Source organism: Burkholderia pseudomultivorans, from assembly GCF_001718415.1.
Lineage (GTDB): Bacteria > Pseudomonadota > Gammaproteobacteria > Burkholderiales > Burkholderiaceae > Burkholderia > Burkholderia pseudomultivorans_A.
Genome location: NZ_CP013377.1, coordinates 1,001,027 through 1,014,301, shown reverse-complemented (window position 1 = coordinate 1,014,301; position 13,275 = coordinate 1,001,027). Strand labels below are relative to the sequence as shown.

Below are 13,275 nucleotides of genomic sequence, written 5' to 3'. Positions count from 1 at the left end.
TCCGAATCAACAAAGAAATGAGTTAAATCCATCCATTCCGGCCGGCAATCGAGGCCCGCATCAGGGCTTTCCCTGTCAACCCCGCGAAGCAGGCCAAAGTCTTGTCGTTACGGCGTCGGCATGATTCGCCCTTTCGGCCTTTCCGTCTGACAATCAACCTACATAAAAACCATTGATTCTGCACACCTCAATAGGTGGCATAATTTGACCGTTGCGAATTTTCGCAACCGCAAACTATGGAGATGAATCTATGGCAACGAAAAACTACAAGGATCTGAAGGAACAACTCGCGAAGCTCGAGCAGGAAACGGAAGCGGCCCGTATTGCGGAAATGGAAGCGGTAATCGCGGAGATTCGCGCCACCGTCGCCGAGTACGGCATCACGCCGGAACAGATTTTCGGCCGCACGCGCGCCGGCAAAGGCAAGACCGCCTCGCCCGTTGCCGCCAAATACCAGAACCCGAAAACCGGCGAAACGTGGAGCGGACGCGGCCGCGCGCCGGCATGGATCAAGGACGTCAAGAACCGCGATCGCTTCCTGATCAAGCAATAACAACCGCAGGCTACGGGGTTGGACCGAACACGGGCATTGCCCCGGATGGTCGCGACGCGCCAGCGGAGGTCCCGATTGCACACCGGCACGATACCCGCACGGCTGTCGCGAAGCCCGCCATCACCCGCGACCGCGTCGATTCAGCGCGACCCGAGCGGCGGCGAGCCTCCTTCGTCGAACGATCCGTCGGCGTAACGGAGGCAGCGCGTGATCACGTTGATCGCGCGCCCGAGCGGCATGCCGACGAGCAGGCCCCAGACCGAAAACGACAGCATCGCGAAAGCTCCGCCGGCCGCCCACGGCCACGACGCGGCGATTGCATAGTGGATGAGCGTCTCGGCCGTGAAGGTCAGCAGCAGCATGACCAGCAGGCTCGCGTCGCCGGGCAGGCGCACGAACATCCCTTCCGCGGCGTGGCGGAACTGCAGCCGCCAGCGGCGCGCATGGAGCCAGCCTGTCGCCGCACCGATCAAAAGTGCGGCCAGCGCAGCCGCATACGCGTCGTCTCCCGCCCGCGGAAACAGACGGCCAAGGCTCGCAATGCCGAGTCCGACGAACACGACCGGAAACACGATCGGCCGCACCGGGCGCACCTCTCGCGGAAAGCAGCGCTTCAGCCCGACATAGACGAGCGCAGCGAACAGCAGATAAACGTAAACCGGCAGACGTTGCATGGGAAACCTGTCCGAGATCGCCGGAGCGGCGGGATGACAACGACTGTAACGACCGGAAACCGCAGATGCCGCGCGTTGCGACGAACGGTCGAAATCCGTGAATGAACGGCATCGATGACCGATGAACGCCCATCGGGCAATGGTCGGCTCATGCAGCGAGCCGCCTCTCGGCAGCCGTCCGGCGGCGCAGCTCGCCCGCGAGCGGCGTACGCGGCGCCGCCTGTCCCGATCGGCGATAGCGACACGGCCGCCGGTTGCGCTACCATCTCCGACACCTCCACGCTCGATCGCTGCCATGCACAGCAGCTTCCGTCTTTTTCCGTCTCCGGCATCCGGTGCGTTCCGGCCACGCAGGTCGCTGACGGGCCTGCTGTTGTTCAATTCCTGTGTCGGGCTGATCTTCTGGGCCATGCGCCGCGACGACGCGTTGCTGCCGTATCTGGTCGTCGCCAATGCGATCGGCTTCAGCGCGATGCTGCTCGGCGCCGCGCTCGACCGGTTCGCGGGCGGCAAACTGGCACTGACGCCGAAAATCCTGATCGTCGCGCCTGCCAGCGTATGGATCGGCTTCGAGATCGCGGCGTCCACCATCGGGCATGTACCGCGCCTGACCGGACATGCCCGCGCGGAAACATGGCTCACCTACGGCTCGTCGCTCGTGGTTGCCGGTGCGTGCTGCGCCTTCGTGTCGGTGTTTGTGCAGGCCGCACGGATGCGCGCGGCGCTCGAGACGCAGCGACGCGAAGCCGCCGAGGCGCGCCAGGCCGAAACGGCCGCACGGCTCGCGCTGCTGCAGGCGCAGATCGAGCCGCATTTCCTGTTTAATACGCTGGCGAACGTACAGAGCCTGATCGGCCGCGACCCGGCGCGCGCCGCCACGATGCTCGACAGCCTGAACCGCTATCTGCGCGCGAGCCTGAGCCGCACGCGCGAAGCCTCGTCGACGCTGGACGACGAACTGGAACTGGTCGCCGCGTTGCTGAAGATCGCGACGATCCGGCTCGGCGAAACGCGCCTGCGCTATACGATCGACGTACCCGCAGCGGTGCGGACCTTGCCGCTGGCGCCGCTGCTGCTGCAACCGCTCGTCGAGAATGCGCTGCTGCACGGCATCGAGCCGTCGATCGACGGCGGCGAGATCCATATCCGCGGCTCGCGCGACGGAGATCGACTCGTCCTCAGCGTCAGCGACACGGGCGTGGGGCTCGGCAACAGCGGCCGGAAGCTGCACGGCGGCGTCGGGCTCGCGAACGTGCGCGCGCGGCTGCTGAGCCTGCATGGCGAGCGCGCCCGCCTGTCGGTGGGCGCGAATGCCGATGCGACGCAGGGTGTGACCGCCACCCTGCTGATTCCGCTTGCCTGACATGCCGACCGCACTGATCGCCGACGACGAACCGAACCTGTCCGCGGAACTCGCTGCGCGCCTGTCCGCGCTGTGGCCCGAGCTGGAAATCGTCGCGACACCCGGCAACGGCGTCGAGGCGCTCGCCGCGCTCAACGCGAAGCGGCCGGACTTCGCGTTCCTCGATATCCGGATGCCGGGCATCGACGGCCTGAAGCTTGCGGACCTCGTGCCGCACGTGCACGTGGTGTTCGTGACGGCCTACGATGAGTACGCGGTCCGCGCGTTCGACCGGTCGGCGCTCGACTATCTGCTGAAACCCGTGACCGACGAGCGGCTGCTGCGCTGTATCGCGAAGCTGCAGCGCGGCGCCGCGGCACCCGCGCACGCCCTCGCACAGGAGCACGCCGCTGCCGCGCAGGACGTCGAGCCGATCCGCTGGCTGACCGTGGGCATCCGCGACAAGACACGGCTCGTGCCGATCGACGACGTGCTGTACTTCCAGGCCGCCGACAAATACACGGAAGTCGTGACCGCAGACGAACGGCACGTGATTCGCACGCCGCTCAAGGAACTGCTGCCGCGGCTCGACGGCAGCCGCTTCGCGCAAGTGCATCGCAGCGTGATCGTCGCCTACGCGGCGATCGATCACATCGAACGCGACCTGCTGGGCCGCCAGCGCATCCATCTGCGCGGGCACCGCGACGTGCTGCCGGTCAGCCGCGCAGGCGCCGGGCTGTTCAGGCAGATGTGATTGCCGGCGCTCGGGATCGGGGCGTAGCGCCGTGCGCTTATTGCCCCGATGCGCGCGCTTTCGCGTCCACCGCCGACGGCTTGTCCGCCAGCGGCTGCAAGGCGGCGCCCAGCGCATACCAGTCGACCCGGCGCGTCAGCATCATGATGCCCGCGAGCATCGCGAACAGCAGAAGCGAACCGAGCATCAGCGCATTGTCTTCCGACAGCAGCAGACCATAGAGCGCCGCATACAGCATCGCGAGCAGCCCCGCAAACGTCGCGCCGCGCTTCACGCTATGCAGCACGAACGTCAGATAGAAGCCGAGCAGGCCGATGCACGCGCCGCTCGCCGCGAGATACGCGTGGCCGAACGCGATGTGTTCGGACAGGCTCAGCAGCAGCAGGAAGAACAGCGCGAGCGACAGGCCGACCAGCAGATACTGGATCGGGTGGATGCGCAGCCGCTTCACGAGCTCGAACATGAAGAAGCTCGCGAACGTGAGCATTACGAACAGCGCGCCGTACTTCGTTGCCCGTTCGGCCTGCAGATAGACGTTCACCGGTTCGATCAGCGACACCGACGCCGTATCGAGCAGATCCTCTCCGTTGCCCGACGTGATCTGCTCGCGCACCTTCGTATTGAACGACGTGACGCTCCATGCGCCGGAGAAGCCGCGCGCATCGATCGTGCGGTCGCGCGGCAGGAAGGCGCCGTCGAAACTCGGATGCGGCCACGCCGATTTCAGCGAGAAGTCGTTCTGGTCGGCCACCGGCGCGAATGCGACGGACTGCGCGCCCCGCAGCGGCAGGTCGATGCTGAACGGCACCGCCTGCCCCGCATGCGCGGCCGCGAGCGCCGCAAGATCGATCTTCGCGTGGACGCCCTGCCGCAGCCCACCCAACTGCGCGCCCTGCTCCAGCTCGAACTGCTTGCCGCCGACGTTCAGCATGGGCTGGGTCATCAGCCCGCGTATGTCGCTGATGCCGATCGCGACATAGGCGTCGCCGACCGTGAAACTCACATGGCCGGCCGATTGCGGCAACTGTTTCAGGTCCGGCAGCGTCAGCGTGCCGGTCAGCCGGCTTTTCAGGTCGTAGACCAGCGCCTTGTGGATGCCGCGATAGCGAACGCTGGTGGCCAGCGCCCCGCTGACGTCCAGCGTCTTCGGAAACACCAGCATGCGCTTCGTCTCGCTGTGCAGGCTCGTTCTGGTCGCGCCGCCGGCCGGCGTTTCGTCGCGCACACGCGTGACTTCCGTGTACGGCACGACGAGCACCGGCCCCGTCACCGTCTGCGGCCCCGCGTAGCTGGACCAGATGCTTTGCAGCGCGCTCTCGCGATACGCCGCTCGCTCCTCGACGATGCCGCCGACCATCCGCAGCGGAATCAGGATGAGCAGCGCGAGCAATGCGGTGATCAGGGATTTGAACAACAGGACTCGATTCATGCTGGCAGATACCGTAGTGAAGACGCGGTCAGCATGAGCCAGCGCAGTGAAGCGCGATTGAAGCGGGTGTGAAGCGAACGTGTGGCGAGCGTGAAGCGCGGCCGGTGCGCTGCGGTGCGTGTCAGCCCGACGCCGGCAGCGTCAGCGTCGCGCACGCGCCGCCTTCGTCGCGATTCGCCAGCGCAATCCGGCCGCGATGCAGCATCGCGACCTCGCGCACGAAGCACAGGCCGAGGCCCGTGCTGCGATCCTGCCCGTCGGGACGCGGCAGCGAATAGAACCGGTCGAACACGCGCGACAGCGCGTAGTCGGGAACCCCCGGACCGTCATCGGCCACGCGCACGAGCACAACGTGTGCCCGGCCCTCGGGCTGCCGCTCGACCGAAATCCGCACCGTGCTGCCGGGCGGCGCGAAATCCAGCGCGTTGTCGAGCAGGTTGCCGAGCGCCTGGCGCAACAGGAACGGATCGCCGTCGACGACGGATGGCGCCTGCGCATCGATCCGCAGGTTCACGCCACGGCGGCGCGCGCTCGGCTCGAGATCGTCGACGAGCTGTTCGAGCACCGGCACCAGCGCGACCGGCTCGTGCACCGACAGCCGCTGCTTCTGCTCCACTTCGGCGAGCGCGAGCAGCTTGCGGATCATCTGTTCGAGCCGGCCCGCCTGACGCCGGATATTGTCGGTGAAGCGCCGCCGGTTCGCGATCGGCATCTCCTCCTGCAACAGCTCGGCCGCGCCGCTGATCGCCGCGAGCGGGCTCTTCATCTCGTGCGTCAGCGTGTGGATATAGGTTTCGACGTATTGGCGGTCTTCGAGACGCTGGTGCATGCTTTCGACCGCGCGCCCCAGTTCGGCCAGCTCGTTCGCGCCCTGCAGCGGCATCGCCGCGCGCTCGCCGGCCGCGATCGCGCGCGCATAGCGCTGCAGGCGCCGCAGCCCGAGCACGAGCCACCACGTGCAGGCGACGCCGATCAGGATCGCGCCGCCCATCAGCAGCGCGCCGTACAGCATGATCTTGCGCTGGCTGCGCGCGATGAACGGCGCGACCGTCTGGTTCGGCTTCGCGATCGTCAGCACGCCGATGATCGCGTTGCCGTTGCGGATCGGCGCCGCGACATGCATCACGGTGCTGTTCTCGTCGTCCGGATCGGAGCGCGTGCTGCGCGCGCCGTATTCGCCGCGCAGCGTCCGGTACACGTCGTTCCAGCGCGAATAGTCCTGTCCGACCGCGACGCCGGACGAGTCGTAGCGGACGATGCCGCGCGCATCGGTAATGTAGATCCGGTAGCTGATCGTGTTCTTGTGCATGCCCCACACGTTCGCGCTGACCGGGCTGGCGTGCAGCTTGTCGAGCTGCCGCGCGAAGGCGCCGTCGGCGATGTGTCCGTTCGCCATGTCGTCGGCGGCGAGCGTCGCGAGCACCTGCGCGGTGTCGACCAGCGTGTCTTCCATCGCCTCGCGCACGCCGGGCTTCACCTCCTGCACGAACACCCGCAGCGTGATCAGCGCGGCAAGACCGACGATCAGGAAGAAGCCGAAAAAGATGCGCAGGCCGATATGCATGGAGCGGTGCCGGTCGTCACGGTTGCAGCGAGTAGCCCATCCCGCGATGGGTACGGATCGGGTCGCGCCCCGGGTCGATCGCACGCAGCTTCGCACGCAGCGTCTTGACATGCGTGTCGACGGTGCGATCGGCCGATTCGAGCGCCTCGTGCCAGACGAGATCCATCAGTTGCTCGCGCGAATAGATGCGCCCCGGATGCCGGACGAGCAATGCCAGCAGGCCGAACTCGTAACGCGTCAGGTCCAGCGCGTGGCCGAGCCACGACAGGCGCGCGCCTTCGGCATCGAGTTCGAATCCCGGCGCAACGGCCGCGGCCGCGGCGGCAGGCGCCCCTGCTTGCCCCGCGTTCGGCGACCGGTTCAGGCGGCGCAGGATCACGCGCACGCGGGCCGCGAGTTCGCGCGGCGAAAACGGCTTGACGACGTAATCGTCTGCGCCGATTTCCAGCCCGACGATCCGGTCGATCTCGTCGTGTCGGGCCGTAAGAAAGATTACCGGTACGTCGGAGAACGTGCGCAGCCGCCGGCACACTTCGAAACCGCTGAGATCGGGCAGGCCGACATCGAGCACCACCAGGTCGACGCGCGTGTCGCGCAGGCGGTCGAGCGCCGCCTGCCCGAGCGTGCAGTGAACGGTTTGCATGCCGTCGGTGCCGAGCGCGTACACGATTGTGTCCGCGATGGCCATTTCGTCTTCGACGACCAGGATACTGGGCTGATTCATGGTCTCAGGTTCTGCTCGCGCAATCCGGTGCCGTATTGTACGCACGGCCGAAACGGGCGTGATCGACGCGAGACCGGCGCTACGCGACGCGGCCGCTCACCGGAATCGACGCACCGGTAATCGCCTGCGCATCGACCGACAGCAGAAAGCCGATCGTCGCCGCGATCTGGGCCGGCCGGACCCAGCGCGTGAAATCCGCGTCGGGCATGTCGGCCCGATTCGGCGGCGTGTCGATGATGCTCGGCAGGATCGCGTTGACCGTCACGCCGCGATCGAGCAATTCCGCCGCCAGCGCCTCGGTGAGCCGCGCGACGCCGGCCTTCGCCGCCGCATAGGCGCCCATGCCGGCTCCCGCCCTCGACGCCGCGCCCGCGCCGATATTGACGATGCGTCCGGCCGGGCTGTCCAGCAGATACGGCAGCGCGGCCTTCGACGCGTTCAGCGCCGTCTTCACGTTCAGTTCGTACATGCGGTCCCACGTGGCGGCATCGCCGTCGGCGATCGTCTGCCAGGTGAACGCGCCTGCGATATTGAGCAGCGCGTCGAGCCGGCCGAATTCGCGATGCACGGCATCGAGCGCCTGCGCGGCGGCGTGCGGATCGACGAGATCGATGCCGCCGATGCGCAGCGCATCGGACGGCACGTCGGGCAGCGCGCCCGCGTCCGGCGCCGCACCGCGCCCGATCAGCGCGACGCGCGCGCCGCGCGCGCCCAGCCACGCGGCCGTCGCGACGCCGAGATGGCCGAAGCCGCCGGTGATCGCGACGACCTTTCCGTTGATGTCGTTGCTCATCGAGATGTACTCCCTGGTCAAGGGCCGGCGGGCAGGCGGCGCCTGTGCACGCCGCCTGCCCGACCGGCCGGTTCATGTCGGCAGCCGCGCCCGAGGCGCAGCCGGTTTGCCGACAGCGTAGCGCCATTCACGCGTGCGTGCGCACTGCGACGCGGTGGCGGCCGTGCGGTGGCTATGTCGTCTCGCCGAATGCCGGCAAACCGATGCACGCCACAACTCGCTACCTTCACCGCGCTACGCCCGGCACGCAATCCGGCGTGCGGGCATAATGCGCGGGACCGCCCTGCTGCTCGTCCACCGTACCGGGCAACCCGGCATCTCCATCCGATTCGATCCCGAACCCCACTCCCATGCAAGTACTCGTCGTCGGAACCGGCAAACTGGCCAACGAACTGCTCGCCGCGCACCGGCTCGCCCCCGCAACCTGGCGTGTGATGCGCTGGTCGGACGGTTCACGGCTCGACATGCGGTCGATCGTCGTGCACGCCGGTTCCGGCCGCGAACTCGCCGCGGCGATCGCCTTCTGCCGGGCCACCGCGTCGCCGCTCGTCGAGCTGTCCACCGGCTCCGACCTCGAAACCGGCGCGCACGACTTCCCGGTCGTGGTCTGTCCGAACACGAACATCCTGATGCTCAAGTTCATGAGCATGCTGGAAACCAGCGGCGCGCTGTTCCGCGACTGCCGGATCAGCGTGACCGAATCGCATCAGGCCGGCAAGACGTCCGTTCCCGGCACCGCGGTCGGCATCGCCGCATCGCTCGGCGTGCCGCCGGAAGACATCCGCTCGGTGCGCGATCCCGATGTGCAGCGCAGCGAACTCGGCATCCCCGACGACCAGCTCGGCCGTCACGCGTATCACCGGATCCGCATCGAAGACGGCGCATGCAGCCTGCAGTTCGAGTCCCGCGTGTACGGCGCATCGCCTTACGCGGAAGGCGTGTCGCGCATCGTCGAAGCCGTCCGGCAACACGACCTCGACAACCGTCGCTACTCGATCGTCGAATTCATCCGCAACGGCTGGCTGTAGCCGTCCCGCTGCGCTTCATCGCCGACGACGGCCCGGCGACGAACCCGCCGGCCGCCGTGTCGCCCACCCGCCGACTCACCGCCACTACCGTTCGCCGAGCACCGCGCCGCTCTCCGGCAAGGTCGCGCCGCCGTCGACGACGATCGTCTGCCCGGTGATGTAGCCCGCATCGGCCGAGGCGAGAAACAGCATCGCGTTCGCGATGTCCTCGGGCTCGCCCATGCGCGCGAGCGGGATATCGCGCGCGATCTGCTCGGCCACCGACGCATCGCCGAGATTGCCGGCCGCCGGCGTGCGGATCATGCCCGGCTCGACGCCGTTGACCGTCACGTTGCGGCGCGCGAGTTCGAGCGCGGCCGCGCGAATGAAGCCGTTCACGCCGGCCTTCGACGCCGCGTAATGCGCGAGCCCCGGATAGACGACACGCGGGCCCGTCACCGACGACGTGACGAGCAGCCGCCCGGCGCCCGCGCGCTCGAAGGCCGGCAGCGCCGCTTGCGCGAGCCAGAACAAGGCCGACAGATTGACCGACAGCGTCCGCTCGAGGGTCGGCACATCGATCCGCGCAAATGGCGTAAGCGGGAAATAGGCCGCGTTGTGCACGACGACGTCGAGCCGGCCGGCGTCGCGCTCGACCGCCGCGACCAGCGCGCAGAGTTCGTCGCGACTGGCGGCGTCGACACGATATGCGCGTGCGTCGCCGCCCGCGCGGGCGAGCGCGTCGGCCTGCACCGCGGCGGCTTCGTCGTTCAGGTCGGCAAGCGCGACGAACGCGTCGGATTCCGCGAAACGTCGCGCGATCGCCGCGCCGATGCCTTGCGCGGCGCCCGTGACGAGCACGACGCGGCCGCTGAAATCCGCCCGCAGCCGGCCGCTGCCGAGCACCGCGCTCATCGCTGCGCCTCGCCGCCGAGCGGATGCACGGTTTCGTTCAGCACCTGCGCATGCGCGCCGATCGGAAAGTTCGACAGCGTGCCGAAATCGCCGCCCTGATAGCCGAAGATCTTGCCGTCGGTCTTGCGCTGCGCGAGGTCGATCAGCACGACGCCGAGCGTCGGCACGATCTTCTCGCGCCACACGAACAGATACAGCGCGTCGGCGATCCTGAAGTAGTGGCAGCGGTCCACGTCGGCCAGCCCGGCTTCGACGCCCTGCAGGCACTGCCATGCGTAGAAATTCTCGTTCAGGTAGATGTGCTCGTAGCATTCGGTCGGGCTGTAGCGGTACATCGTCCGCTTGCCGATCAGCTCGCGCGTGCTCGCATGCAGGGCGCCCGGCTGCGCATGGCCGCCAAGCGTGCCGTGCCGGAATGCGGCGTCGACGCCCGTCAGCGGCAGGCCGCGCGCCACGCGCGTGAACGCGTCGATATGCGTGTCGGCCTCGGTCGGCAGCGTGCCGACGACCGACGTCCACACGCCGTTGTCGAGATCGATCACGAGGCTGACCGACGTCGCGCGCGCCGTCGAGTCGAGATGATCGACGAACACGAGCCCGTCGCGCAGCCGCGTCACGCGGCACGCCTCGCGGCCGCCTGCGCCGCCGGCCGCGTCGCGCCACTTCAGTGCGCCCGGCTCGAACGTATAGATGCGCCACGTACCCGACGCATCGTCGAGCCGCAGCGTGCGTCCCGCGAGCGCGTCGAACGACGCGAGGATGTTCGCGTCGGGCGCGAAGCCGTCCGCGAGCGCGCCCACCTGGATGAATACCGGATCCTGTCGTTCCACCTGCCGTCTCCCGTGCAGCTTCAGGCCCGGCGGGCCGTCTACGCTGCTCGGAAACATGGTGCGGGTTGCGCGCGCCGCGCGGTATCCGCCAAAAGGATGAAGCGCGCGCGGCGCCGAAACGCGCTAAAGTGCATCGCATCCGCGCCCGCCCGGCGCGAGGAGCGCGCATGCATCGTGTCACCCATTACCGACGGACCATCGACGGCATCGAGGCGATCAGCCTCGATTCCGACCGCGCGTTTCCGCGTCACGCGCACGACGAATTCGGGGTCGGCGTGATCGTCAGCGGCGCGCACCGGTCGTGGAGCGGTCGCGGGCAGGTCGACGCGCTCGCCGGCGACACGATCATGGTCAACCCCGGCGAAATGCACGACGGCGTGCCGATCGGCACGGACGCCGGCCGGCGCTGGCGGATGCTGTATCTCGCGCCCGCGCTGGTTGCAGACATCGCGGCGGAGGAAGGGCTCGGCGGCGTCGAGCTCGTGCATCCGGCGGTGCGCGACGCGCGGCTCGCCGCCGCAGTCGGACAACTGCATGCGCGCATCGTCGATGGCGGCAATCTGCCGCTCGCGCGCGACGAAGCGCTCGTGATGCTCGTCGCCGGGCTGCTCGCGCGACATGCGAACCGCGCGTTGCCGACGGCCGGCGTCGCGCCCGCGATCCGCATCGCGCGGGAACGGCTGGACGCGGCGCCTGCCGCATCGGTGTCGCTAGCCGAACTGGCCGGTCTCAGCGGCGTCAGCCGCTTCCAGTTGCTGCGCGGCTTCGCGCGCGAGCTCGGCATCACGCCACACGCGTACCTGGTCCAGTCGCGCGCGCGGCTGGCCCGCGCCCTGCTCGCGAACGGCCGGCCGATCGCCGATGCCGCGGCAGAGGCCGGCTTTGCGGACCAAAGCCACCTGACCCGCGCGTTCGTGCGGCAGTTCGGGATCACGCCGGGACGGTTCGCGCAGGCCGTCTGACGCGCTGCAATTTCATTCAAGACGCCCACGCTCGCCGCAAGCGACGATGCGGCGCATGAAGACACGACTGATCGGCTATCTCTATCTCGCCGCCGCGATGGCGGGCGTCGGCAGCACCGTCGTCGCGAGCCGCGTCGCGGCCGGCGGCCTGCCGCCGTTCGCGGCCACCGCGCTGCGCTTCCTGATCGCGACACCGCTGCTGTACGCGCTGATGCGCGCGCAACGGATGCGATGGCCTCGCCTCGGCGCGCGCGATGCGCTGCTGCTCGTCGTCCAGGCGGCGGCAGGCGGCGTCGGCTATACGGTGCTGCTGATCTGCGGCACGAAGCTGGCGTCGCCGGTCGACGCCGGCGTGATGCTCGGCACGCTGCCCGCGATGTCGACCCTGATCGCGGCCGTCGTGCTGCGCGAACGGCAGACGTCGCGCGACTGGCTCGCCGCCGCGCTCGCGACGGCCGGCGTGGTGTTCGTCACGTTCGCGCCCGGCCACACGATGCCGTCGGTCCGCACGCTGGTCGGCGACGCGCTGGTGCTTGCCGCCGTCGCATGCGAAGCGATATTCATCCTGCTCAACCGGCGGCTGAGCACACCGCTGCCGCCGCTCGCGCTGTCGACGGCGATGTCGGGCCTCGGCTTCGTCCTCGCGCTCGTGCCGGCCGCGTTCGAATGGCGGGCCGCCGCGGCCGGCTGGACGATCGGCGCCGTTTCCGCGATCGCGTACTACGCGCTGGTGCCGACCGTGCTCGGCTATGTGTGCTGGTATGCGGGCTCCGCGCGAACGAGCGGCACCGAGGCCGCGCTGTTCACGGCAGTCGCGCCGGTCTCGGCCGTCCTGTTCGCGGTCGCGCTGTTCGACGACACGCTGAACGGCACACGCCTCGCCGGCATCGCGCTCGTCGTCGCGGGCGTGCTGGTCGGCGCGACACAACGGCGCCGGCCGCCCGCGCAAGCACTCGATACGCAGCCAGGCGCCGCACGAACCGCGCAAGCCGCCGCCGACTGATCCCCGCTCGGCAACGCGCCGCCGCGTCGACGGCCGCAACTTGTAGGAATGTGTCAGAGCATTGCAAAACCATTGCGTCGCGTCACGCAAGATGCAATATTCGCGTGGCCGGGCCTTTTGACAACCATCGAACAATAATTCGCCACGCAATGAACAAGAAGGAAGCCAAAACAAAAGTCGCGGTACTGCTCTCCGCGGGAACGAGGAAGGCCGACGTGCTGGCCGAGCTGTCCGGACAGGGGTTGAAGGACCGCGTGATCGCCGGCCTGATCGCGTCGCGCCCCGATCCTGAACGCTGCCGGCGCAACAAGGTGCACACCTGGATCCTGATCGCGATCGGCATCGCCCAGCTGATCATCAGCGTGCTGCTCGGGATCGTCCTGTTCGAAGCGTACGGTCACGGCCCGGGCGGCAGCGTCGCCAAGGGTCTTGCGCTGCTGTTCCTCGCACTGACCGTGCCGCTGTCGCTGCTGTTCATCTGGGGCTTCGCGACCCATCGCGTCGGCGTCTATCACGCGTTCATCGTGCTGTCGCTGCTGCAGTTGCCGAAGACGCTGTCCGACCTCCCGCACGACCCGGCGACCGCGCTGCCGAGCCTCGCGATCGCGCTCGCGCTGGTCGCTTACGTCTGGTTCGTCCGCAACCGGATGTTTCCCGACTACGGCTGGTTGACGCCGCGCAAGGTCGACGGCCGTTACGTGTTCGTCGAACACGCGTAAGACGGT

14 protein-coding genes are annotated in these 13,275 nt (G+C 68.3%); 7 read left to right on the top strand and 7 right to left on the bottom strand.

Annotated features, from left to right (window positions below):
* Positions 1-250: 250 nt before the first annotated feature.
* Positions 251-553, top strand: a complete 303-nt coding sequence (locus WS57_RS04290; protein WP_009687529.1) for an H-NS family nucleoid-associated regulatory protein — start codon at positions 251-253, stop codon at positions 551-553.
* 140 nt (positions 554-693) lie between these two features.
* On the opposite strand, the gene WS57_RS04285 is transcribed toward WS57_RS04290, so the two are convergent.
* Positions 694-1,227 (bottom strand): hypothetical protein, encoded by a 534-nt coding sequence (locus tag WS57_RS04285; protein ID WP_009687528.1) that lies wholly within the window; start codon positions 1,225-1,227, stop codon positions 694-696.
* A 295-nt stretch (positions 1,228-1,522) separates the two neighbouring features.
* On the opposite strand from WS57_RS04285, the gene WS57_RS04280 reads away from it, so the two are divergent.
* Both WS57_RS04280 and WS57_RS04275 read left to right on the top strand, forming a co-directional pair.
* A complete protein-coding gene (locus WS57_RS04280) occupies positions 1,523-2,590 on the top strand; it encodes a sensor histidine kinase (RefSeq protein WP_059512539.1) in 1,068 nt (355 codons plus the stop codon).
* A gap of 1 nt (position 2,591) precedes the next feature.
* Entirely contained in the window at positions 2,592-3,323 is a 732-nt protein-coding gene (locus WS57_RS04275) for a LytR/AlgR family response regulator transcription factor (protein ID WP_069243788.1), read from the top strand.
* Positions 3,324-3,360: 37 nt separating this feature from the next.
* Here WS57_RS04275 and creD read toward each other — a convergent pair whose 3' ends face one another.
* The 4 genes from creD to WS57_RS04255 all read right to left on the bottom strand — a co-directional run bounded on the left by creD (position 3,361) and on the right by WS57_RS04255 (position 7,833).
* Positions 3,361-4,752, bottom strand: coding sequence for a cell envelope integrity protein CreD (creD, locus tag WS57_RS04270; protein ID WP_069243787.1), 1,392 nt, complete (start codon positions 4,750-4,752; stop codon positions 3,361-3,363).
* A 121-nt stretch (positions 4,753-4,873) separates the two neighbouring features.
* Positions 4,874-6,316, bottom strand: coding sequence for a two-component system sensor histidine kinase CreC (gene creC / locus WS57_RS04265; protein WP_059512533.1), 1,443 nt, complete (start codon positions 6,314-6,316; stop codon positions 4,874-4,876).
* Between the two features lie 16 nt (positions 6,317-6,332).
* A complete protein-coding gene (gene creB, locus WS57_RS04260; protein ID WP_009687522.1) occupies positions 6,333-7,040 on the bottom strand; it encodes a two-component system response regulator CreB in 708 nt (235 codons plus the stop codon).
* A gap of 79 nt (positions 7,041-7,119) precedes the next feature.
* Positions 7,120-7,833 carry an SDR family NAD(P)-dependent oxidoreductase gene (locus WS57_RS04255; RefSeq protein ID WP_009687521.1) on the bottom strand — a complete coding sequence of 238 codons (714 nt, stop codon included), beginning with the start codon at positions 7,831-7,833 and terminating at the stop codon, positions 7,120-7,122.
* Positions 7,834-8,183: 350 nt separating this feature from the next.
* Between WS57_RS04255 and WS57_RS04250 the strand changes: the two genes are divergently transcribed.
* Positions 8,184-8,861 (top strand): dihydrodipicolinate reductase C-terminal domain-containing protein, encoded by a 678-nt coding sequence (locus WS57_RS04250; RefSeq protein ID WP_009687520.1) that lies wholly within the window; start codon positions 8,184-8,186, stop codon positions 8,859-8,861.
* Positions 8,862-8,945: 84 nt separating this feature from the next.
* Here the strand turns inward: WS57_RS04250 and WS57_RS04245 are convergent, their stop codons facing one another.
* Both WS57_RS04245 and WS57_RS04240 read right to left on the bottom strand, forming a co-directional pair.
* Positions 8,946-9,755 (bottom strand): SDR family oxidoreductase, encoded by an 810-nt coding sequence (locus tag WS57_RS04245; RefSeq protein WP_059512527.1) that lies wholly within the window; start codon positions 9,753-9,755, stop codon positions 8,946-8,948.
* Positions 9,752-10,585 carry a MoaF C-terminal domain-containing protein gene (locus WS57_RS04240; RefSeq protein WP_059512525.1) on the bottom strand — a complete coding sequence of 278 codons (834 nt, stop codon included), beginning with the start codon at positions 10,583-10,585 and terminating at the stop codon, positions 9,752-9,754. Before WS57_RS04240 ends, WS57_RS04245 begins: the two co-directional genes overlap by 4 nt.
* Positions 10,586-10,752: 167 nt before the next feature.
* Here WS57_RS04240 and WS57_RS04235 point away from each other — a divergent pair, with 167 nt between their 5' ends.
* From WS57_RS04235 to WS57_RS04225, 3 genes are all read left to right on the top strand, one after another.
* Positions 10,753-11,547 carry an AraC family transcriptional regulator gene (locus WS57_RS04235; RefSeq protein ID WP_059512524.1) on the top strand — a complete coding sequence of 265 codons (795 nt, stop codon included), beginning with the start codon at positions 10,753-10,755 and terminating at the stop codon, positions 11,545-11,547.
* A 55-nt stretch (positions 11,548-11,602) separates the two neighbouring features.
* Positions 11,603-12,550: a DMT family transporter gene (locus WS57_RS04230; protein ID WP_059512523.1), complete on the top strand. Its 948-nt coding sequence runs from the start codon at positions 11,603-11,605 to the stop codon at positions 12,548-12,550.
* 149 nt (positions 12,551-12,699) lie between these two features.
* Positions 12,700-13,269: a hypothetical protein gene (locus WS57_RS04225; protein ID WP_040131298.1), complete on the top strand. Its 570-nt coding sequence runs from the start codon at positions 12,700-12,702 to the stop codon at positions 13,267-13,269.
* The last annotated feature ends 6 nt before the right edge of the window (positions 13,270-13,275 follow it).

Excerpts from the sequence above, each read along its gene's own strand:
- WS57_RS04290 (WP_009687529.1), top strand. The coding sequence starts at position 251 with ATGGCAACGAAAAACTACAAGGATCTGAAGGAACAACTCGCGAAGCTC.
- WS57_RS04285 (WP_009687528.1), bottom strand. The coding sequence starts at position 1,227 with ATGCAACGTCTGCCGGTTTACGTTTATCTGCTGTTCGCTGCGCTCGTC.
- WS57_RS04280 (WP_059512539.1), top strand. The coding sequence starts at position 1,523 with ATGCACAGCAGCTTCCGTCTTTTTCCGTCTCCGGCATCCGGTGCGTTC.
- WS57_RS04275 (WP_069243788.1), top strand. The coding sequence starts at position 2,592 with ATGCCGACCGCACTGATCGCCGACGACGAACCGAACCTGTCCGCGGAA.
- creD (WP_069243787.1), bottom strand. The coding sequence starts at position 4,752 with ATGAATCGAGTCCTGTTGTTCAAATCCCTGATCACCGCATTGCTCGCG.
- creC (WP_059512533.1), bottom strand. The coding sequence starts at position 6,316 with ATGCATATCGGCCTGCGCATCTTTTTCGGCTTCTTCCTGATCGTCGGT.
- creB (WP_009687522.1), bottom strand. The coding sequence starts at position 7,040 with ATGAATCAGCCCAGTATCCTGGTCGTCGAAGACGAAATGGCCATCGCG.
- WS57_RS04255 (WP_009687521.1), bottom strand. The coding sequence starts at position 7,833 with ATGAGCAACGACATCAACGGAAAGGTCGTCGCGATCACCGGCGGCTTC.
- WS57_RS04250 (WP_009687520.1), top strand. The coding sequence starts at position 8,184 with ATGCAAGTACTCGTCGTCGGAACCGGCAAACTGGCCAACGAACTGCTC.
- WS57_RS04245 (WP_059512527.1), bottom strand. The coding sequence starts at position 9,755 with ATGAGCGCGGTGCTCGGCAGCGGCCGGCTGCGGGCGGATTTCAGCGGC.
- WS57_RS04235 (WP_059512524.1), top strand. The coding sequence starts at position 10,753 with ATGCATCGTGTCACCCATTACCGACGGACCATCGACGGCATCGAGGCG.
- WS57_RS04230 (WP_059512523.1), top strand. The coding sequence starts at position 11,603 with ATGAAGACACGACTGATCGGCTATCTCTATCTCGCCGCCGCGATGGCG.
- WS57_RS04225 (WP_040131298.1), top strand. The coding sequence starts at position 12,700 with ATGAACAAGAAGGAAGCCAAAACAAAAGTCGCGGTACTGCTCTCCGCG.